The organism is Tissierella pigra, from assembly GCF_018917845.1.
In the GTDB taxonomy this organism is placed as follows: domain Bacteria; phylum Bacillota; class Clostridia; order Tissierellales; family Tissierellaceae; genus Tissierella; species Tissierella pigra.
In genome coordinates this window covers 3,100,071-3,122,541 of record NZ_JAHLPJ010000001.1, presented here as the reverse complement: position 1 = coordinate 3,122,541, position 22,471 = coordinate 3,100,071, and the positions used below count along the sequence as shown (strand labels likewise).

Below are 22,471 nucleotides of genomic sequence, written 5' to 3'. Positions count from 1 at the left end.
GGTATTATAATACTATAAACAATATAAGCATATGCTTATATGAAAGGAGTTGGGTTTATGATATTAAAATTTACTGGAAAGAATATGGAGATAACAGATGCACTAAGAGATGTTACAGAGAAAAAGTTAGGTAAACTGGACAAGTATTTCCAACAAAATATTGAGGGTAATGTAACCTTTAGTTCAGAAAAAAATAGGAAGATTATTGAGGTAACCATAAACCTACCTGGAACTATTATTAGGGCAGAAGAAGCAACAGATGATATGTACGCATCTATTGATAAGTCAGTAGACGTATTAGAAAGGCAGATAAGGAAATATAAGACAAAACTACAAAAAAGATTTAAAAACAATGAAACCATTAGATTTGAAAATGTAGTACCCCTACAAAGTGAAGATGATTTTGAGAAACCAAAGCTAGTTAAAAAGAAAAAATTTGGACTAAAGCCAATGTCATCTGAAGAAGCAATACTTCAAATGGAACTACTAGGACACAACTTCTTCGTATTTATGGATGGAAATAATGAAGATGTAAAGGTAGTTTATAAGAGAAAAGATGGAAACTATGGAATAATAGAACCAGAAATTTAACATATATATGAGAAGGTGGGATATACTCCCACCTTTTTTATGTCAATCTTATAGTTGAAAGAAAATTAAATAAATGTTAAAATAATATGATGGTTATATTATATTGAAGGTTGAAAGGTGTGGTTTGAAATGGCAAGCCTATTTAATAAAATATTCGGAACGTATAGTGATAGAGAAATAAAGAAGATTAACCATTTAGTAGATAAAATAATATCTTTAGATGATGATATGCAGAAATTAACAGATGAACAACTGAAAGACAAAACTATAGAATTCAAAAATAGACTAAATAATGGTGAGACTTTAGACGATATATTACCAGAAGCATTTGCAGTAGTAAGAGAAGCGTCCCATAGAGTATTAGGCACAAAGCACTTTAAAGTTCAGTTAATTGGTGGAATTATTCTCCACCAAGGTAGAATTTCTGAGATGAAAACTGGTGAAGGTAAGACTCAAACAGCAATCTTACCAGCATATTTAAATGCTTTAACAGGTAAAGGTGTCCATATAGTTACAGTAAATGATTACTTAGCAAGAAGAGATAAGGAATGGATGGGTAAGGTATATGGATTTTTAGGTCTTACAGTAGGTTGTATCGTTCATGGCATAAACAATATAGAGAGAAAAGCAGCTTATAACTGTGATATTACTTATGGTACAAATAATGAATTTGGTTTTGACTATCTTAGGGATAATATGGTTATTTATAAAGAGGAAATGGTTCAAAGACATTTATACTATGCCATAGTTGATGAGGTAGACAGTATTTTAGTAGATGAGGCTAGAACTCCTCTTATTATTTCAGGAGCTGGAGATAAATCTACTAAGCTTTATGAAATGGCAGATAATTTCGTAAGAAATTTAACTAGTAGAAAACTAGATCCAAATGAATCAAAATCAGATCCATTCGATAGAGAGATTAAGGAAGAAACTGTAGATTATTTAATAGATGAAAAGGCTAAATCCTGTTCTATTACTGAAAAGGGTACTGCGAAGGCAGAGGCTTACTTTGGAATTGAAAACTTATCAGATATGGATAATATGGAAATAGCTCATCATATTAATCAAGCCTTGAAGGCTAATTCCATAATGAAAAGGGATACTGACTATGTAGTAAATGATGGAGAGGTAATTATAGTAGATGAGTTTACAGGAAGACTTATGTATGGTAGAAGATATAGTGAAGGTCTTCACCAGGCCATAGAGGCAAAGGAAAAGTTAAATGTAAAATCTGAGTCAAAGACTTTGGCAACTATTACTTTCCAAAACTACTTTAGAATGTATGACAAATTAGCAGGTATGACAGGTACTGCTAAAACTGAGGAATCAGAGTTTAGAGAAATCTATGATATGGACGTAGTAGAAATTCCTACTAACAAGCCAGTAGCTAGAGAGGATTTAGCAGACGTTATTTATCGTAATGAAGAAGCTAAATTTAGAGCAGTAGTTAGGGAAATAAAGGAAAGACATGCTACTGGTCAACCAATACTAGTTGGTACTATATCAATTGAAAGGTCTGAAATTCTTTCAAAACTTCTTAAAAAAGAAGGAGTACCTCATGAAGTGTTAAATGCTAAACAACATGAGAGAGAAGCAGAGATAGTTGCCCAAGCAGGTAGATTTGGTTCAGTTACCATAGCTACTAATATGGCTGGTAGAGGTACAGATATTACATTAGGTGGTAATCCAGAATTTCTTGCAAAATTAGAGATGAAAAAGAAAGGGTTTACTGATGAGGTTCTTGGTTTAGTAGATAGTTTCTATGATACTGATGATGAACAAGTTTTAGAAGCTAGAAAAGTATATAAGGAATTACACGATAAATATAAAGTTAAAACTGATGAAGAAAATAAAAAGGTTATATCAGCAGGTGGACTTCATATAATTGGTACAGAAAGACATGAGTCAAGAAGAATTGATAATCAGTTAAGAGGTCGTTCAGGTAGACAGGGAGATCCAGGTTCTTCAAGGTTTTATATATCTTTAGAAGATGATCTAATGAGATTATTTGGTGGAGAAAGAATAATTAATTTAGTTGATAGCCTGAAAATGCCTGAAGACGAGCCACTAGAACACTCAATGCTAACTAAGGCCATAGAAAATGCTCAAAGAAAAGTAGAGAGCAATAACTTTGCCATTAGAAAACATGTATTAAAATATGATGATGTAATGAACAAACAAAGGGAAGTTATATATGGTGAAAGAAGAAAAGTATTGGAAGGAGAAAATCTTCGTCCTCAAATTCAAGAAATGATTAAGTCTTTAATAACAGATAATGTAGAGGTCTATACTAGTCAAAGCAAATATCCAGAAGAGTGGGATATGGAAGGATTAGAAAATTATTTAATAAACTTATTTGATTTCAATAAAGGATTTTTAGTTTTTAATGATATAGAAAGCCTTACTAAAGAGGATTTAATAAATAAAATAGTAGAAAAAGCTGAAGAGAAATATAAATCTAAGGAAATGGAATTTGGAGAAGAGAGATTTAGGGAAGTAGAAAGAGTAATCTTACTTCAAATAGTAGATAGTAAGTGGATGGATCATATAGATGCTATGGACCAATTTAGACAAGGAATTGGACTTAGAGCCTATGGTCAAGAGGACCCAGTTAGAGCATATCAAAATGAAGGATATGATATGTTTAACGAAATGACCCATAGTATTTGGGAAGATACCGTAAGATTATTATATGGAGTTCAGAATCCAGATAAAGTTCAAAGAAAGAAAGTAGCAGAACCTATATCTACTAATGTTGATCAGATAAATACGACTGTAGTAAATAAAGAATCAAAAGTAGGAAGAAATGATCCTTGCCCTTGTGGAAGTGGAAAGAAATATAAAAAATGCTGTGGACAGTAAAGAGGTGGTATATTGCAAGATATTTACTTAGATAAAGAGAAACTTCATGATATAAAAGAGATGGTTATAGAATTAGGTGTTTCACTTTGACATTGAAGGACTAAGGGAAAAAAGTCTTGATTTGGAACAGCAATCCTATGAAGAGGATTTTTGGAAAGATGTGGAGACAGCGCAGAAGACTATGCAGGATATGAAAGCTCTTAGAAATCAAATAGAGGAATATGAAGGGTTGATAAAGTCCATAGAGGATTTAGAAGTTTTTATGGATTTGATTTTGGAAGAAGAAGCTTATGATATGTATAAGGACCTAGAAGAAGGACTTCATAATATAATTAAAGATGCAGATAAATTTAAGTTGAATACTTTGCTTTCTGGAGAATTTGATAAAAATAATGCCATTCTTTCTATACATTCAGGAGCGGGAGGACTTGAAGCTCAAGATTGGGCTGAAATGCTTTTGAGATTATATAGAAGATGGGGAGAAGGTAAAGGATTTGGAGTTGAAACCTTGGACCTTTTATCTGATACAGAAGGTGGTATAAAATCTGTTACTCTTCTGATTAAAGGATATAATGCCTATGGATATTTAAAGTCAGAAAAGGGAGTTCATAGACTAGTGAGAATATCACCTTTTGATTCAGCAGGAAAGCGACATACTTCCTTTGCTAGTATTGATGTATATCCTGAAATAGAAGGTGAAGTAAATATTGAAATAAACCCTTCTGATTTAAAAATAGATACTTATAGGTCCGGTGGTGCTGGTGGGCAACATGTAAATACTACGGATTCTGCTGTAAGGATTACTCATATTCCAACTGGAATTGTGGTCCAATGTCAGAGCGAGCGGTCACAGACCACCAATAGACAGACTGCTATGAATATGCTAAAAGCTAAGCTTATTCAATTGAAAGAAGAAGAAAAGAAAGAAAAGATTGAAGACCTACAGGGAAGTTATAGTCAAATAGCTTGGGGTTCTCAAATACGTTCCTATGTATTCCATCCATATAGTATGGTGAAGGATCATAGAACCAATATGGAAGTTGGAGATGTATATGGAGTAATGGATGGAGATATTGATATTTTTATAAATGAATATTTAAAACAAAAATCCCTTTCATAGAAGGGATTTTTGAATTTATGAAGAATATTAATATAGTAGATTAATTAAAGGAGAAGATATAATGGATATTTTAAAGGTACTTACTGATGAATTTAAATTAAAGCCTTTTCAGGTAAAAAACACAGTGGAATTATTAGATGAGGGTAACACTATACCTTTCATAGCCAGATATAGAAAGGAACAAACTGGAGAGTTACAGGATATGGTCATTAGAGACTTATCCAATAGACTTACATATTTAAGAAATCTAGAATCAAGAAAAGAAGAAGTTATTAGATTAATTGATGAACAAGGAAAACTGACAGATGAACTAAAAAATGATATTTTAATTTCAGATACCCTACAAAGAATAGATGATTTATATAGACCTTTTAGACCAAAGAGAAGGACTAGAGCAACTATTGCTAAGGAAAAGGGACTTGAGCCTCTTTCTGATATTATTTGGAGTCAAGTTTTAGATGGGGAAGAATTTAAAAGAGCCATTGCTAATTTTATAGATGAAGAAAAAGAGGTAAACAATGAGGATGAGGCTTTAGCTGGAGCTATGGATATTATTGCAGAAATAGTATCCGATGATGCTGATAATAGGGAATTTATTAAGAAGATCATAAATAATAAGGGTATATTAACTACAGAGGCTGTAGATAAGGAAGAAAAAACAGTATATGAGATGTATTATGATTACAAAGAGCCTGTAAAATCAATGGCGAACCATAGAATATTAGCCATAAACAGGGGAGAAAAGGATAAAAAATTAAAGGTAAGCCTAGATATGGATGGAGTAGATTTAGCTGAATTGTTGATTGAAAAGTTGAGAAAAGATAAAAATAAAGACTCCTTCATATATATACAAAGAGCTGTAGAAGATGGATATAAAAGACTTTTATTTCCTTCCTTAGAAAGAGAAATAAGAAATAATTTAACTGAAAGAGCAGAGGAGGAAGCCATAAAGGTATTTGCATTGAATTTAAAGCCATTGATTATGCAGCCTCCTATTAAAGGAAAAAATGTAATGGCTATAGACCCAGGGTTTAGAACAGGATGTAAAGTAGCAGTAGTAGATGAAACAGGAAAGATGATGGACTTTACTACTGTGTATCCTACAGAACCTCAAAATAAAGTAGAAGAAACAAAGGCTAAGTTAAAGGAACTGATAAATAAATATAATGTGGATTTGATTGCTATTGGAAATGGTACTGCTTCTCGTGAAACTGAAATGGTTGTGGCTGAAATGCTTAGGGAAATAGATAGGGAAGTATCTTATATAATAGTTAGTGAGGCGGGAGCATCTATTTATTCTGCATCGGAAGTAGGTATAAAAGAGTTTCCAGATTTAGATGTATCTATTAGGGGGGCAGTATCCATTGGAAGAAGATTACAAGATCCGATGGCAGAGTTGGTAAAAATAGAACCAAGACATATTGGAGTAGGTCAATATCAGCATGATTTAAACCAAGGTAAATTAGATGAGGCTTTAACTGGAGTTGTGGAAGATTGTGTAAATACTGTAGGAGTAGATTTAAATACTGCAAGTCCATCACTACTTAAATATGTGGCAGGAGTATCCACTCGGGTTGCCAATAGTTTAGTGAAGGCTAGGGAAGAAAAAGGTAAATTCAGCAATAGAAAGGAACTTTTGAAAGTAAAGGGGTTAGGGGAAAAGACTTTTATTCAATGTGCAGGATTTTTGCGTATTCCAGATGGAGATAATCCCCTTGACAATACAGGGGTCCATCCTGAATCCTATGAAGTAGCAGAAAAGCTACTAAAGATGAACTATACTAAGGGAGAAATAGAAAAAATATCAGAAGAACTAAATGTAGGAGTATTAACATTAGAAGATATAATCAAGGAATTGGAAAGACCAGGAAGAGACCCAAGAGACGAAATGCCAAAGCCAATTTTGAGACAAGATGTACTTAAAATAGAAGATTTAAAGGAAGGTATGGAGTTAAATGGAACCATAAGAAATGTAGTAGATTTTGGTGCATTTGTAGATATAGGAGTGAAGGAAGATGGATTGGTACACATATCTCAGCTTTCCAATAAATTTATAAAGCATCCTAAGGAAGTAGTTAAAGTAGGAGATGTTGTTAAGGTTAGGATAATCGAGGTAGATATGGAAAGAGGAAGAATTGCATTAAGTATGAAAGAAGTATAAAAGCAGTGAATAGTTAAGAGTGAATAGTGAATAGTATGGGTGACCTTTGGTCGCCCTCAAATAATTATTGAATTATCCAAATATTATATATATAATATTACTTAGAGTAACGAAACATAATAGCTCAGTTTCTAGTTTACTAGAAACCTCCACAACTATTCACTATTAATTATTAGTTATTCACTAAATATAAGGAGGAATTTATAATGGTATTTATTAAAAATGGTACAATATATACTATGGCAGGAGAAGTAATAGAAAATGGTTCAATTCTTATAAAAGAGGGTAAAATTATAGAAGTGGGAAAGGATATTATTGCTCCGTTAGATGCAGAAATAATTGATGCAGAATGCAGAATAGTAACACCAGGGTTTATAGATGCTCATTGTCATTTGGGTATGTGGGAAGAAGGTATAGGGTTTGAAGGTAGCGATGGCAATGAAATGACAGATCCTGTAACTCCACATATGAGAGCAATTGATGGAATCAATCCTATGGATATTTCCTTTAGAGAAGCATATGAAGGTGGGGTTACTACTGCTGTAACAGGACCAGGAAGTGCCAATGTAATAGGGGGTACTTTTACAGCTATAAAGACTTATGGCAGTAGAATAGATAATATGATTATAAAGAATCCAATTGCTATGAAGGTTGCTTTTGGTGAAAATCCAAAAAGAGTATATCATGGACAAAATAAAACTCCTATGACTAGAATGGCCACAGCTGCCATATTAAGAGATACGTTGTTTAAAGCAAAGACTTATTTGGAAAAAAAGGAAAATGCAGAAGAAGCATCAAAAATGCCAGATTATGATATAAAAATGGAAGCTTTGATACCAGTCCTTAAAAAAGAAATTCCCCTAAAAGCACATGCTCATAGGGCTGACGATATATTTACAGCTCTTAGAATAGCCAAAGAGTTTGATGTAAATATTACACTGGATCATTGTACAGAAGGTCATTTAATAGTTGATGAATTGGTTAAGGAAGAAAAACCAGCCATAGTAGGACCAACTTTTGGAAATAGATCAAAATTTGAATTGCAAAATAAATCTTTTGATACTCCAAAAGTGTTGACTGAAGCAGGAATTAAGGTTGCCATAACCACAGATTCACCAGTAATTCCTTTACAGCATTTGCCTTTATGTGCAGGATTAGCTCATAATGCAGGACTTTCTGAAATAGAAGCATTTAAAGCTATTACTATAAACCCAGCAGAAATAGTAGGATTACAAGATAGAATAGGAAGTATAGAAGTAGGAAAAGATGCAGATATAGTTATATTTGATGGGCATCCATTAAAAGATGTAGATTGTAAAACTTATGTTACAATAATCAATGGAGAAGTAGTTTATAGAAGATAGTTATTAACAGTTAATAGTGAATAGTGAATAGTTAAAAAGATTAAAGAAACCTTATATTTTCAGCTATTCACTAGATAAACAAACTAAGCGATGTACACAAAATTGAAAACCACAATTTTGGTACCCTGCTTATATTAGTTATTCACTATTCACTTTATTGTGGAGGTGTTTGTATGAAATTAGGATTTATAGTCAATCCCATTGCAGGAATGGGAGGTAGAGTAGGACTTAAAGGCACTGATGGCCCAGAGGTTCTAGAAAAAGCTAAAAGTCTGGGTGCATTACCTGAATCTCCTGAAAAGGCAAAGAAAGCCTTAAAGGAGTTGCTGCCTATTAAAGATAGATTAGAGATATATACTTATCCTGGAGCAATGGGAGAAGACGAAGCCATAGAAGTAGGATTTCAACCAATAGTTTTACAGAAAGACAAAGAAGATTTCGGACCAGAAAATACAGAGGAAGCTGCTAAAAAGATGATAGAAAAAGAAGTAGATTTAATCCTTTTTGCAGGTGGAGATGGAACGGCTCGAAATATTTATAATGCTATAGGTACTGCAGTTCCAGTAGTAGGAATACCAGCAGGAGTAAAAATTCACTCTGGAGTATATGCAAATCATCCAAAGGCTGGTGGAGAATTGGCTCTTAAATATCTTCAAAATGAAGAGATGAAAATAAAAGAAGCAGAAGTAATGGATATAGATGAAGAAGCCTTTAGAGGTGGAGTAGTTACAGCGAAATTATATGGATATATGAATATTCCATTAGAACCCGAACTAATGCAGGCTACTAAATCAGGTGGATTAGGTACAGAAGAGGCGGCATTAGATGGAATTGCAGATAGAATTATAGAAGAAATGGAAGAAAACCCTGATACATTTTTTATCATAGGTTCAGGAACATCTACTAGACCTATAATGGAGAAGCTAGATTTGCCAAATACATTATTAGGTATAGATATAGTAAAGAATAAAGAATTAATAGGTTCTGATGTAAATGAAAAAGAAATTCTAGATATAATAGATGGACATAAGGCAAAAATAGTAGTCACCGTCATAGGTGGTCAAGGCTATATCTTTGGTAGAGGAAATCAACAAATTAGTGCAGAAGTAATTAAAAAAGTTGGAAAAGAGAATATATTTATTGTAGCACCAAAGAATAAGATTTTATCATTAGAGGGAAGACCTCTTTTAGTAGATACTGGAAATGACGAGGTAAATAGTATGTTCAATGGATATATGAAAGTCATAAACACTTATTATTCTGAAACCATAGAAAAGGTAGAAGGGCTTTAGAAATAACTATAATAAGTTATTGACATAACTTATATATAGACATATAATAAAATTAAGATATATCTTCAGGGGGAGGTGCAAATCCTCACCGGCGGTAAAGCCCGCGAGCCGAGTAATCGGTTGACTTGGTTAGATTCCAAGGCCGACAGTTATAGTCTGGATGGAAGAAGATGTAATAGACCTTGTCTATTTTTGTACCCCGAAGATTTTCTTCGGGGTTTTTTATGACCTAACACAGCGAATGATAGTGAGCTTTAGTAGGTCAAACGTAACGAACGTCAAATTCATGCGAAGGGCAGTGAGCAAATGAATTTGTGCAGTGAGACTACGTGATATGACCTAACTTGGCGAACTAAGCTGAGTTGATGTAGGTATAATCCCGAGAAAATAAAAAATTTGGAGGGATTTTATGTACACATTAAGTAGAGAATCATGGAACACTAAAACAATGGTAAAGATTTCAGTACTAGGAGTAATTTCATTTATTTTAATGTTTTTTGAAATACCGTTGCCATTTTTAGCACCAACCTTTATGAAATTTGATATTAGTGATTTACCTTCCCTTATTGGCTCTTTTGCCATAGGACCTATGGCAGGAGTAATCATTCAATTTTTAAAAAATGTGCTGAATCTTTTAATTGAAGGAAGTACAACTGGCGGAGTAGGAGAGATGGCAAACTTTGTAGTAGGCTCAGCATTTGCTTATACAGCTGGATTTGTATATTATAAGAAAAAAACCTTTGGCAGAGCTGTAATAGGGCTTACTTTAGGAACTATAGTTATGACCATAGTTATTACTTTAGCAAATTATTTTATAATGTTTCCACTATATGCAAAGTTAATGGGACAAAATATACAAGTATTTGTAGATATGGGAACAGCCATAAATAAAAGTATTACAGATTTAAGAACTTTAATGTTAATTTCAGTAGTACCATTTAATTTGGTAAAAGGAATTATAGTAACAGCAATAACATTACTAATATATAAAAGAGTATCACCGATACTTCATAAATAAAATCATTGAAAGTTAAAAAAGGTGTTTATAACTCATTAAGTTATAAGCACCTTTTTTTAATTCCTTATAAATTCCTTATAATTATCTATTATACTTTGATTATAAATTAAATATAAAAAATAGGAGGTAAATAGCATGTCAGATTATATTCTAGAAATAAAAGATTTAACTAAAAAATTCAAAACTCAAATAGCTGTAAATAACGTTTCCTTGTCCATAAGAAAAAATTCTATATTGGGTCTACTTGGACCAAATGGGGCAGGAAAATCTACTACTTTAAAAATGATTTCAGGAATTATGAAACCTTCATCTGGAGAAATATTATTTGAAAACAATCCATGGTCTAGAAAGAATTTAAAGGATATAGGTGCATTAATAGAAAGTCCTGCAATCTATCATAATTTAACTGCAATGGAAAATTTAAAAATAGCCTGTACTCTCTATGGACTTCCTTATATAAGAGCAGAAGAAGTGTTGGAGATTATAGACCTTAAAAAATCAGATAAAAAGAAAGTAAAGCATTTCTCCATGGGAATGAAACAAAGATTAGGTCTTGGAATGGCTATTATCAACAACCCTAAGCTACTTATATTAGATGAACCTACTAATGGATTAGACCCAATAGGAATAGAAGAATTAAGAAATTTAATTAAGTCTTTTCCATCTAAGGGGATTACAGTAATTCTATCTAGTCATATTTTATCAGAGGTAGTACAAGTTGCTGATGAAATAGGAATTATATCCAATGGAATCCTTGGATATAATGGAAAAATCAATAAAGAAGATAATCTTGAGAAATTGTTTTTAGATGTTGTAGAGAGAAATAGAGGTGAAAATATATGATAGATATAATTAAATCAGAATTTCAAAAAAGTAAAAGAACGTCAATAAATAAATTTATTATAATAACACCATTACTTGCACTTCTGTTTTCATTTTCATGGGGGGGAGGTCAAAATGGGGCATATAATTGGTGGTATACTATGTTTCTGCCAGGTATGTTAGCTATTATTTCATCTCAAGTAATTACAGCAGAGAAAAAAATTGGATATAAAGGGATTTTATTATATCCTATAGACAAAAAAGATATATGGTTAGGAAAAATAGCATATATAAGTATACTAATTATAATCACCAGCTTAATATTTATGATGGGAATTATAATAATAGGATTTGTAGACAAACCTGTAATACCATTAAAGGCTAATATATTAGCTACAATTATATTGATAATTACATTTTTATTTCAGATTCCAATGAGTTTATTCTTGACGGCAAAGTTTAATATGTTTGTTACTGTTCTCTTCAATATAGGAATGACTATCTTTGGAGTAGTAAGCTTTGGAATCAATTCATTTTTAAAGTTTTCTCCCTATGGAATAATATCTTCATTGATGTGTCCCATACTTAAAATTTTACCAAATGGACTTTCAGTTCCAGAAAATAGTCCTTTATTAAAGGGAGATACTATAATAAGAGATACTACTATTAATATAATTACTTTCCTTATAATAACTATATTAACTACTATATGGTTTAAGAAGAAAGAGGTAAATTAAATGAATGATTTAAAAAGACTATTGAAAACTGATATAATAAAATTAAAATCTTCAGGATTACTGTGGATTCATTGTTGTGTTCCCCTATTAAGTTTGATTATTTTTTTAGGATATTATTCTTATACTCCATGGAAAGACCTTAGTAAAATATCTGCATATTTACAGGTATTATGTATATCCTTTCCATTATTGATAGGAATAATTACTTCAATAATAGGAGAACAGGAACATATGGCAGGAGATTTCCAAAATATATTAGTTAGTTCAAGGATTAAATTTTTATCATTTATAAGTAAATATATAGTAGTATTAGTATTAGGGCTTCTAAGCACTATACTATCTGTCATTGGGTTTTATATAGGTTTTTCATATATGGGAAATAATATTTTTTCCTTTAATATATATTTATCTGTTATTTTCATATTAATCGGAAGTAATCTATTAGAATATATTTTTCATTTTTTTCTAAGTTTTAGATTTTCAAAAGGAGTTTCTATTGGAGTTGGAATTGTAGAATCACTTATATCAGCTTTATTTATAACTGGAATGGGAGATGGAAGATGGCCATTTTTTCCATGTGCTTGGAGTATTAGATTTATTAACTCTTTGATGATAAAATATGGAAACATTAATAATTATGTAGATCCATCTTTGAACTTAGGTATTAAGATTGCTTTTGTTGGAACGATTTTAGCTTTTATAATGGTATTAGTGTGGTTTACAAAGTGGGAAGGAAATAAAAGTGAAGAATAGGAGGATTGTATGGCAAAAATCTTGGTAATAGATGATGACATAGGAATATTGGATTTAGTAGATAATATACTGAGTAAAAGCGGTCATTTTATTAAAAAAATAAATCAACCAGAGGAAGTTTTTAATGAAAACTTAAACTATTATGATTTAATAATCCTAGATATTATGATGCCTAATATTGATGGATTTCAATTATGCTCTAGAATAAGGGAGAAGGTTGATTATCCAATTCTATTTCTTACGGCAAAAGTGGAAGAAGCAGATATAATTAAAGGATTAGGATTAGGGGCTGATGATTATTTGACTAAACCTTTTGGAGTTCAAGAATTACGTGCAAGGGTAGATGCCCATCTTAGGAGAGAGCAAAGAGAAAAAACCAATTCAATGAGTATAGGAAATATTAGATTTTTAATGACTAGTAAAGAATGTTTTGTATTAGAAGACAAAGTAGGACTTACTAAAAGTGAGTATGAAATAAGTGAGTATTTAGCTCTTAATCACGGTCAAATATTTTCAAAGGAGCAAATCTTTGAAAGAGTTTTTGGGTTTGAAAAAGATAGTAATTTAAGTGCAATTGTAGAACATATAAAAAATATTCGGGCTAAATTCCTTGAATTCAATGAAGAACCAATTAAGACAGTTTGGGGAGTAGGGTATAAATGGGATTAAAAAAAGAAAAAGAGCTTAGGTCAATTTTCATAAAATATATACTTTCTCTTGGATTTTTTATTATAATTTTATTGATGATTAATTATTATCTAATTTTTATAGTTTCCTTTGGAGTATATCCAGCTAATTATTCAGAAAAAATTATTCAAAAGAATCTTGATAAATTAAAAGAATCTCCTAAGGTCACAATGGATTTACTGACACCTATGTGTAGCTTTGGAGTTTATTCAAATGATGGAGATTATTTATATGGAAATTTTTCTAAGGTGGACCAAGATCTAATTTGGGATAATTATAATAATAATAAGATGTCTTCTGGGATAATGAAATATATAGCTAGCATTAAACGAGAAGATGGTATATTACTAATAAAATATCCTCTTACTTTACAATATAAAAATGAAAAATTAAGATCAGTTTTACCTAATGGAGAAATTACAACTATTATAGTATTTATTATAGAATTTATCATAGTGCTGCTTTTAGTATCAAATAGATTTGCTAAAAAGATTAATAAAGAATTAAAGTTGCTTTTATCTGCAACTAAAAAAATAGAAGAGCAGAATTTGGAATTTGATATAGAAAATAGCAACTTAAGAGAAATCAATATGGTTCTTCAAGGAATTCATAAGATGAAAAGTTCTTTAAAAGTTGCACTGGAAGAACAATGGGCAATAGAGCAACAAAAACGAGCACAAATCTCTGCATTAGCTCATGATGTAAAAACTCCTCTTACAATAGTCAGAGGTAATATAGGATTACTTGTAGAAACTGATATAACAGAGGAGCAGAAAAGCTATTGTAATTATATTGAAGAAAGCAGTAAGCAGATGGAAGAATATATACAACGTCTATTGGCTATTGCAAGAAATCAGACAGAAAATAATATCCAAAATGAAAATATCTATGTAGTGAAGATGTTAAAACACTTAAAAAGTCAAGGAGATGCCCTAGGAAAAACAAAAAATATCAAAATTATTTTGGAAATAGATATTGAAGAAGATGTATATATAAAAGGAAATAGAAATGAGTTAGAACGTGGAATAATGAATATTATAGTAAATGCAGTAGACTTTTCTCCAAAGAACTCTACTGTGAAGGTTAATGGTTTTATAGATAATTTTTACCTGACCATTGAAGTAATAGACCAAGGCAAAGGATTTTCTCCCAAAATGTTGAGATATGGAAAAGAACAACTAATAATGGGTGATGAAAGCAGAACAAAAAGTGGACATCATGGACTGGGTTTATATATAGCTGATACTATTATTAAAAAATATAATGGAGAACTTATATTATCCAACGATGTAAATGGTGGTGGAATAGTTAAAATTAAAATTCTTCTTTAATTTAATATAAAATGCTCTTTCTGATATTATCTTATTTTGATTCTTACCAGAAAAGAGCATTTATTTTTACAGAATTGTAGATTAGTTTATACTAATAGGATATGATTTTTATTTAAGTTCATTTTTTGCTATTATTATTTTTATATCTTCGTAAGTAATATCTTCAGGCAAAGCTTCCTTAATAGGCTTTAATTTTTCTAATCCCAACTGATTGATTACAGATAATATTTTTTCTTCTTTTCTAGGATTATCTATAAATCTGAGCCAATCCACTGCTTTTCCTTGTTCTTGAGATTTTGCAAGATGTTCTATTATGGTGTTTTTAGTAAAGTTTCTTTTTTGAGATATTTCTTCTAAGGAAAGCCCTTCTAGATAACAGCCATAAGTTAACTCATATCTATCTGCTAAATCCTCTCTAATAATTTTTGGGGGAGCCTCTATGGATTCTATATCATTGGTATTACAATAAGTTTTGATTAAATCCATAAAACTTTCTCCGTAGCTTTCATATTTTTTAAGTCCTACGCCTTTTATAGTAAGCATAGATTCTTTGTTTTGAGGAAAAATCGAAGCCATTTCCTTTAATGTGGAGTCATGAAATATCATAAAAGGTGCTAGTCCATTTTCTTGAGATATGGAATATCGTAGAAGCTTTAACTCCTTAAATAAATCTTCATTAAAGTTTTCCAATACATCTCCTGTAAAAGATTTCTTTTCATTAGAAGATTTGGTTTCTACTAAATGTTTTTTGTGATGGACTTTAACTTCTCCTTTTAATACTTTTCCAGCATTTGCTGTTAGCTTTAAAACAGGGTATTTATCTGTAGTTATATGAATATATCCCATGGACACTAAAGTCATTATTATTTCTCTTAATGTATTTTCTCCATATTCCTTCATAATTCCATATGTGGATACCTTATCAAGTTCCATTTCAAGGAGCTTCTTACTTTTTGAACCCCTTAGAACTTGAATTACTGTAGTTAAACCGTATCTTTCTTGAACTCTATATATACAAGATAATATTTTTTGTGATTCTATGGTAATATCCATCATTTCAGATTGATCTATACAGTTCCCGCAATTCCCACAGTTATTGTGACTACCTTTTTCTCCAAAGTATTCCAATATACTGTTTCTAAGACAATCATGAGTATGACAGTAATCTACTAAATACTGAAGATTTTTATATAGCAAGGTTTCTCGTTCTAAAGACATAGGATTATTTTGGATTAAAAGTTTTTGCTTTACTATATCTTGTGGAGAATATAAAAGAGTACATCGACTACTTTCTCCGTCTCTTCCTGCACGTCCTGCCTCTTGGTAATATGCCTCCATATTCTGTGGCATATTATAATGAATTATAAATCTAACATCTGGCTTATCTATTCCCATGCCAAAGGCATTAGTTGCTACAATTATTTGAACTCTATTGAAAATAAAACTATCTTGATTTTCCTGACGGGCGTCACTACTCATTCCACCGTGATATGCTACCACCGAAAATCCATCTCTAGATAATTTTTCAGTTAAACTTTCTACAGTCTTTCTTGTTGCACAATAGATAATTCCAGATTCATTAGGATAATTGTTTTCTATATAATTTTTTAAATAAGTATATTTATCACTGACCTTAATTACCTCATAAAATAAATTTGGTCTATCAAATCCAATAATAGATTCTACAGGATTTTTAAGTTCAATTAATTCCTTAATTTCTTCAATTACCTCTTTAGTAGCAGTTGCGGTATAGCAGGATACCACTGGTCTACGGGAAAGGTTTCTTATAAACCTTGGAATTTCTCTATAGGAAGGTCTAAAATCGTGACCCCATTGGCTAATACAATGAGCTTCGTCGATGGCAACCATAGATATATTTATATCATTTACTAGATTGAGAAAAGATAAGGTATTTAAACGTTCAGGTGCTACATAGACTATTCTATAATTACCTTCTTTAATCTCTTGTACTCTATAATTATATTCTCTATCGTCCAAGGTACTATTGATAAAAGTACCAGTTATTCCAATTTCATTTAAGGAATCCACTTGGTCCTTCATAAGAGATATTAAAGGTGAAACCACTATAGTAATGCCATCTAATAAAACAGCAGGTAATTGATAACAAAGGGATTTTCCACCACCAGTAGGCATTATACCTAAGACATCTTTTTTATTTAATATTCCATTTATTAATTTTTCTTGACCATCTCTAAATTCTGTATATCCAAAATAGGTTTTAAGAGATTCATAAATATCCACAAAATCACCTCGTATACAATTTTATACTCTTTAAGTGAGAATATCAAGAATAGAAGAGCAGATATAAGGAGTTATGAAAAAATAAAAAACTATAATTTTTATTACAGTTAGAGATTCTAAAGAGGGTATAATAAATGGTATAAAAATTGGATGAGATGAATATTTTAAAAGATGTAGGATTGATGATAAATAGTAGAATTGTGTAGGTGAGAATATGAGGAAAAGTATAATATTATTTTTATTATTATTGTTGTTACTATTTGTAATTTTCCCGAGGACTGGTATGTATGGATTTCTGTTTGATAGAGGGAAATATGAATATATGGACGAATCTTCCATTGAAATAATATCAGATTTAGATGAACTAAGTCCCAAGACTAGAGAACTGGCAATTAAGTTTTTAGAAAAGTGTGGAGAAAATGGACTTTCTGTACGAATTACAGAAACTTATAGAACTCAGGCTCGACAAGATATGTTATATAAACAAGGAAGGACTACATCTGGTTCAATTGTTACATGGACTAGAAATAGCAAACATACCAAAAGACGTGCATTTGACATTTGTGAAGATAATACTGATGAACCCTATGGAGATTTGGAGTTTTTTAGAAAATGTGCAGAAATTGGGAAAGAAGTAGGACTTACTCCAGGCTATTATTTCAAAAATTATCAAGATATGCCTCATTATGAATTAAATAGATGGTGGTTACAGTGATTCTCAAGTGTATCCCATTTTATTATTAGCTTTTAATTACCCCTTAAAGAAATGGATAACTATCTATTTCTTTAAGGGGTTTATATTATTTCTTCTTAGAGTCTAATTTTTCCACATCACATAGTAAAGCTTTGTAAATAGGGAATCCAGAAATATAGTCACAATTTTCATCATCAGTTAAACGATTAGTATTGGACTTTGCCCAAGCTTCAGCTTGATAATCAGAGCCACCACCCATATTCAATTCTATTTCACCTGATGGAATTTCATCAGTAACTTTAGCCATAAATTCCACCTGATCCCTTTTAGTTTTAACCCATACCTTATCTCCATCTGCTATATTACGATTTTCTGCATCAGCTGTATTGATCCATACCAAAGGTTCTGGTTGAATTTTTAGTAAGCCAGATATATTTAAAAATTGTGAACGGAAGGTAGTAGAGATACGTGCTCCTGTATTTAGAACTAAGGGATAAGTTTTTGCCAATTCAGGTTGACTTACAGGACTCTCTGTTGGTTCCATATATTCTGGCAATCCTGGATATCCAAACTCTTCAAGTAATGATGATTTAATTTCAAATTTCCCAGAAGGTGTAGGAAATCCTAACTTGCCATCTTTACGAAATTTACCACTTTCATATTTTTTAAAAGTCCTTTCAGGTACAGGATATTTAACGAAACCATCTCTATTTAATTGCTCCGCCAACTCTTTGCTTCCCAAGGCTCTTTCAAGAAGCTCAAATTCATCTTTAGGATAATTTTCACCATATCCAAGCCTCTTTGCTATATCATGTATAATGAAAATATCTGTGCGTGCTTCACCAATTGGTTCTACTACACGACTTCTTTTTCTAATAGTTGATCCATGTACAACATAGGATTCATCTTCAAAATATGTAGTTGCAGGTAATACAACATCTGCATACTTACAATCCTCTGTAAAGTATCTATCTATTACAACAAAAAATTCTAATTTAGATAGAGCTTTAGCAAATTTATTTGGATTTGGATAGCTGGTTAAAATAGATGAACCTAAGTTTAATAAACCCTTTACTGGATAAGGATTATTTTCTAAAACTGCTTGAGGAAATTTCATAAAATGGGCATTTTGCATTAATTCGCAGAATAAAGGATATTCATTGGCACCAATAGGTTTTTTATCTGGTTTTTCACAGTAAATTTCTTTTACTCTATTTAGCTTTGCTGGTGAATTTAATAGTATGCCTCCTGGAATATCTATTTTTCCTAATAATGCCCAAATAGTATAAACTGCTCTTATGGTTTGTACTCCTGAATTGGAATATTCTAATCCAGTATACATTACTAAGGTAGTCTTTTCTTCTTCTGCTATTTGATAAGTTAGATGACGTATTGCCTCTGGATCTAATCCAGGAATATCCGCCCATTCTTCAAGTGTTTTAGAGGCAACATAGGATTTAAGTTCCTCAAATCCTTCAGTCCATTTTTCCACAAATTCTTTATTATAAAGATCTTCTTCTATAATAATTTTTAAGATTGCAAGTGCCAATGCCCCATCTGTACCTGAACGAACCAGATAATATTCTTCAGCTCGTTTACATATATCAGTTTTAAAATGGTCAATTGCAGTTATCTTAGCACCTCTGCTTACAGCGGCTTGAATAGCATGAAATTGGAATTGAGGGGATTTGGTAATTGGATTAGCCCCCCAAACTACAATTCGATTTGCATTGGCTATATCTGGTAAAATGCTATTACCATAAGCACCAAAGGTTGTAATTGGAGCAAATGCTCCAAAGGAATTATAACATACTGAACCAACACTTGATACATTAGGTGATCCTAATGGCAGAAAAAAACCTGGAACGGCACGGTTTTCCGGGTTTACAATCCCTAGAAAGTCTGAAGTGCTTGCTTCGAATCCACCACGACCTGAATGGTTAATCAGAGCCTCTGGTCCATATTTTTCCTTTATCTTCAAGAATCCATGGGCAACATAATCTAATGCCTCTTCCCAGCTAGTTTCTCTAAAAATTCCTTCTCCTTTTTCATCTACACGAATAAGAGGTTTTTTCAGCCTATCTGGAGAATAAAGAATTTCTTTTGCAAATTTTCCTCTTAAACAAAGAGCGCCAAAAGGTTCATCTTTTGCAGGAAAAATATCAATTAAATTTCCATCTTCTAAATTAACATCAACTACACAAGAACCAGGACATACTCCACATATTACAGATTGTTTAACTTCCATATTAATAGTACCGCCTTTCTACATTTTATCTAATTTTAAAACTGTAAGTAAGTAGGATTAGATTTTTATATATAATAATTGATTTAATAAGATTTTTCTAATATTGGTTTTAGGCAATATTAACTCTTATATTCATGCTATTACTTAGACATTACAATTTTATTATATTTACTTTTTTATCTCCAATAAATAATTTCTATACCATAACCATTGGTATAGAAATTATTAAACTTAAAGTATATAAAGGATGAGATTATATCAGTAGCTTTATCTTATCTATATGATATATCTAAATATAAAACATATCTATGATTTGTTAATTAATTACCAAATAAGGGTATGATAACTAACAAATAAAAATTATAAAGGAGTGTTGTTAGTGACAAAAATCATAATTTCACCAGGGAAATATATACAGGGTACTGGAGAGTTAAAGAGAATTAAAGATCATATAGGTAATTTAGGAAAATCGTTTTTTGTTATAATTAGTGAATCAGGTTATAAAAGATTTGGAGAAACTGTGAAAGAAAGTTTTGGGCATTCTACTAATATTCATTTTGCAAAATTCAATGGTGAATGCTCAAAAGGGGAGATAAAGAGACTTGAGGAAGAAGTTAAGACAATAGGTGCAGATACTATTATAGGCATAGGTGGAGGGAAAATTCATGATACTGCAAAGGCAGTTGCTTACTATCAAAATATGCCAGTAGTCATAGTTCCCACTATTGCAAGTACTGATGCGCCATGTAGTGCATTGTCTGTACTATATACAGATGAAGGAGAATTCGATGAATACCTGCTTTTACCTAAAAATCCAGATGTTGTACTAATTGACTTAGAGGCAGTTGTGTCTGCACCTGCAAGATTAATTGTTGCAGGAATGGGAGATGCTCTTGCTACAAAATTTGAAGCTAGAGCTAGTTTTCAATCAGGTTCCACTACTATGGCCGGTGGACTTGCTACAGATGCTGCTATTTCTTTAGCTAATTTGTGCTATAATACTTTAATAAATGAAGGATTAAAGGCAAAATTAGCTGTAGAAAAAAATGTTGTAACTAAGGCTGTGGAAAAAATAGTAGAAGCAAATACTCTTTTAAGTGGTCTTGGATTTGAGAGTGGTGGACTTGGTGCTGCTCATGCTATTCACAACGGATTAACAGTTATAGAAGAAGCTCATGTTTTATATCATGGGGAAAAAGTTGCCTTTGGGGTATTGGTTCAATTAGTATTAGAAAATGTTTCTATGGAGGAATTAAATGAAGTATTGTATTTTTGTAATGAAGTAGGTCTTCCAACTACCTTAGCAGACTTGAATATGTCTGATGTTCCAAAGGAAAAATTAATGGAAGCAGCAAAATTAAGTTGTGTAGAAAGTGAAACAATTCATTATATGCCATTTAAAGTAACAGCAGAAGATGTATACGCAGCAATATTAGTTGCTGATGTCATAGGAGAAAATTTTAAGAAACAATATACTTAAAAATATAATTACTGCATATGTATATAATTATTTAAGTGATTAAATTAATAGAGCCTGTCTATAGAAATATATGGACAGGTTCTATATATATAAATACCCTCACTTTATATTTTTCATACTTAATGTCAAACCATAGTTATAAAGAACAAAATAGATAGATAAGTACTTGTAGGAATAAAGTATTTATATTATAATAGTCATAAATTATAACTAGGAGATGTATTAGATTAGGGGAGATTTTGATGAAGCTTAAAGTAAACATGGAATTCAAATTTATAATATCGCTATTATTTTCTGTTTTAGTGGCAATATTTGCTATTCAAAATGCAAGGAGTGTTGAAATCAATTTCTTATTCACTAAGTTTACGATTTCTCAAGCTGTTGTAATCTTAGGTTCTGCTGTTATAGGAGCTTTAATTGTACTTTTATTAGGTATTATTAAACAAATAAAACAAGGTGTGAAAATAAAGCAGTTAAAGAAAGAGATAGAGATAATTACAGAAGAGAGGAATAAACTTCAAGCAAATATAGATGAATATTCCATATCAAGTATAGAAGAAGAGAAAAAAATAGAATGTAATAATGAAAAAGCTATATTAGAAAATGAGGACATCATTGAAGTTCAATAAATAATAAGATTAAAATTAGAAATAACTGAGTATAAGTAAATAAAAAGAAAAAGCTCTATATTTTGATGAAATGCTTAAAGCAAATCAAAATATAGAGCTTTTTCAGATAGAATTATAAATTTTTATGAATCAAGTTTGGAATTTCTTAATGTTGTAATTAAAATTAAGAAAATAGGTCTGATAGTTCATTAAAGGCTATCAGGTATGTGTTACTTATTTTCCATTAGGATGATAACAACTGTACTTTGGTTGATAAAGCTGGTTTTTTGAAATAGGAAATATTAAGAAAACTTCAAGGTTATTTTGAAAATCTTAATAGTTTTTTGATAAATAGATAAAAAAAATGGGATATAATAAACTCATATTTATAGTAAAGGATTTTGCATCGAGGAAATGGATAGTGAAGAAATAATGATTTTT

17 protein-coding genes and 1 riboswitch are annotated in these 22,471 nt (G+C 31.1%); of the genes, 15 read left to right on the top strand and 2 right to left on the bottom strand.

Going from position 1 to position 22,471, the window contains the following annotated elements; genetic code table 11:
- Positions 1-57: 57 nt before the first annotated feature.
- The 12 genes from hpf (at position 58) to KQI41_RS15325 (ending at position 14,738) form a co-directional block, all read left to right on the top strand.
- Positions 58-591, top strand: coding sequence for a ribosome hibernation-promoting factor, HPF/YfiA family (hpf, locus tag KQI41_RS15380; RefSeq protein ID WP_154441773.1), 534 nt, complete (start codon positions 58-60; stop codon positions 589-591).
- 129 nt (positions 592-720) lie between these two features.
- The gene (gene secA, locus KQI41_RS15375) at positions 721-3,453 is read left to right on the top strand and encodes a preprotein translocase subunit SecA (RefSeq protein ID WP_154441775.1); all 2,733 of its coding nucleotides are present in this window, start codon (positions 721-723) and stop codon (positions 3,451-3,453) included.
- A 12-nt stretch (positions 3,454-3,465) separates the two neighbouring features.
- A protein-coding gene (prfB, locus tag KQI41_RS15370; protein ID WP_195838019.1) for a peptide chain release factor 2 occupies positions 3,466-4,573 on the top strand; the annotation gives its coding sequence in 2 pieces (ribosomal slippage) (positions 3,466-3,540 and positions 3,542-4,573; 1,107 coding nt in all).
- A 61-nt stretch (positions 4,574-4,634) separates the two neighbouring features.
- On the top strand, positions 4,635-6,734 hold the full coding sequence (locus KQI41_RS15365) for a Tex family protein (RefSeq protein WP_154441777.1): 2,100 nt from the start codon (positions 4,635-4,637) through the stop codon (positions 6,732-6,734).
- A 206-nt stretch (positions 6,735-6,940) separates the two neighbouring features.
- Positions 6,941-8,098, top strand: coding sequence for an amidohydrolase (locus KQI41_RS15360; RefSeq protein ID WP_216585609.1), 1,158 nt, complete (start codon positions 6,941-6,943; stop codon positions 8,096-8,098).
- Positions 8,099-8,271: 173 nt separating this feature from the next.
- Complete coding sequence (locus tag KQI41_RS15355) at positions 8,272-9,390, top strand: ATP-NAD kinase family protein (protein ID WP_216585608.1); 1,119 nt, start codon at positions 8,272-8,274, stop codon at positions 9,388-9,390.
- Between the two features lie 57 nt (positions 9,391-9,447).
- A riboswitch (FMN riboswitch) is annotated at positions 9,448-9,566 on the top strand.
- A gap of 233 nt (positions 9,567-9,799) precedes the next feature.
- A complete protein-coding gene (locus KQI41_RS15350; protein ID WP_154441783.1) occupies positions 9,800-10,408 on the top strand; it encodes an ECF transporter S component in 609 nt (202 codons plus the stop codon).
- A gap of 135 nt (positions 10,409-10,543) precedes the next feature.
- Positions 10,544-11,251 carry a lantibiotic protection ABC transporter ATP-binding protein gene (locus KQI41_RS15345; RefSeq protein ID WP_154441785.1) on the top strand — a complete coding sequence of 236 codons (708 nt, stop codon included), beginning with the start codon at positions 10,544-10,546 and terminating at the stop codon, positions 11,249-11,251.
- A complete protein-coding gene (locus KQI41_RS15340) occupies positions 11,248-11,967 on the top strand; it encodes a lantibiotic immunity ABC transporter MutE/EpiE family permease subunit (RefSeq protein ID WP_154441787.1) in 720 nt (239 codons plus the stop codon). Before KQI41_RS15345 ends, KQI41_RS15340 begins: the two co-directional genes overlap by 4 nt.
- On the top strand, positions 11,968-12,720 hold the full coding sequence (locus tag KQI41_RS15335; RefSeq protein WP_154441789.1) for a lantibiotic immunity ABC transporter MutG family permease subunit: 753 nt from the start codon (positions 11,968-11,970) through the stop codon (positions 12,718-12,720).
- A gap of 9 nt (positions 12,721-12,729) precedes the next feature.
- The gene (locus tag KQI41_RS15330; RefSeq protein WP_154441791.1) at positions 12,730-13,389 is read left to right on the top strand and encodes a response regulator transcription factor; all 660 of its coding nucleotides are present in this window, start codon (positions 12,730-12,732) and stop codon (positions 13,387-13,389) included.
- Positions 13,380-14,738 (top strand): sensor histidine kinase, encoded by a 1,359-nt coding sequence (locus KQI41_RS15325; RefSeq protein WP_154441793.1) that lies wholly within the window; start codon positions 13,380-13,382, stop codon positions 14,736-14,738. Before KQI41_RS15330 ends, KQI41_RS15325 begins: the two co-directional genes overlap by 10 nt.
- Before the next feature lie 108 nt (positions 14,739-14,846).
- Here KQI41_RS15325 and recQ read toward each other — a convergent pair whose 3' ends face one another.
- Complete coding sequence (gene recQ / locus KQI41_RS15320; RefSeq protein WP_216585607.1) at positions 14,847-17,000, bottom strand: DNA helicase RecQ; 2,154 nt, start codon at positions 16,998-17,000, stop codon at positions 14,847-14,849.
- 214 nt (positions 17,001-17,214) lie between these two features.
- On the opposite strand from recQ, the gene KQI41_RS15315 reads away from it, so the two are divergent.
- Positions 17,215-17,715: a M15 family metallopeptidase gene (locus tag KQI41_RS15315; protein WP_216585606.1), complete on the top strand. Its 501-nt coding sequence runs from the start codon at positions 17,215-17,217 to the stop codon at positions 17,713-17,715.
- Positions 17,716-17,800: 85 nt separating this feature from the next.
- On the opposite strand, the gene KQI41_RS15310 is transcribed toward KQI41_RS15315, so the two are convergent.
- The gene (locus tag KQI41_RS15310) at positions 17,801-19,942 is read right to left on the bottom strand and encodes a molybdopterin-containing oxidoreductase family protein (protein ID WP_154443053.1); all 2,142 of its coding nucleotides are present in this window, start codon (positions 19,940-19,942) and stop codon (positions 17,801-17,803) included.
- 379 nt (positions 19,943-20,321) lie between these two features.
- Between KQI41_RS15310 and KQI41_RS15305 the strand changes: the two genes are divergently transcribed.
- Together KQI41_RS15305 and KQI41_RS15300 are read left to right on the top strand one after the other, a co-directional pair.
- Positions 20,322-21,422, top strand: coding sequence for a glycerol dehydrogenase (locus tag KQI41_RS15305; RefSeq protein WP_216585605.1), 1,101 nt, complete (start codon positions 20,322-20,324; stop codon positions 21,420-21,422).
- A gap of 242 nt (positions 21,423-21,664) precedes the next feature.
- On the top strand, positions 21,665-22,051 hold the full coding sequence (locus KQI41_RS15300) for a LapA family protein (protein WP_154443055.1): 387 nt from the start codon (positions 21,665-21,667) through the stop codon (positions 22,049-22,051).
- Positions 22,052-22,471 lie beyond the last annotated feature (420 nt).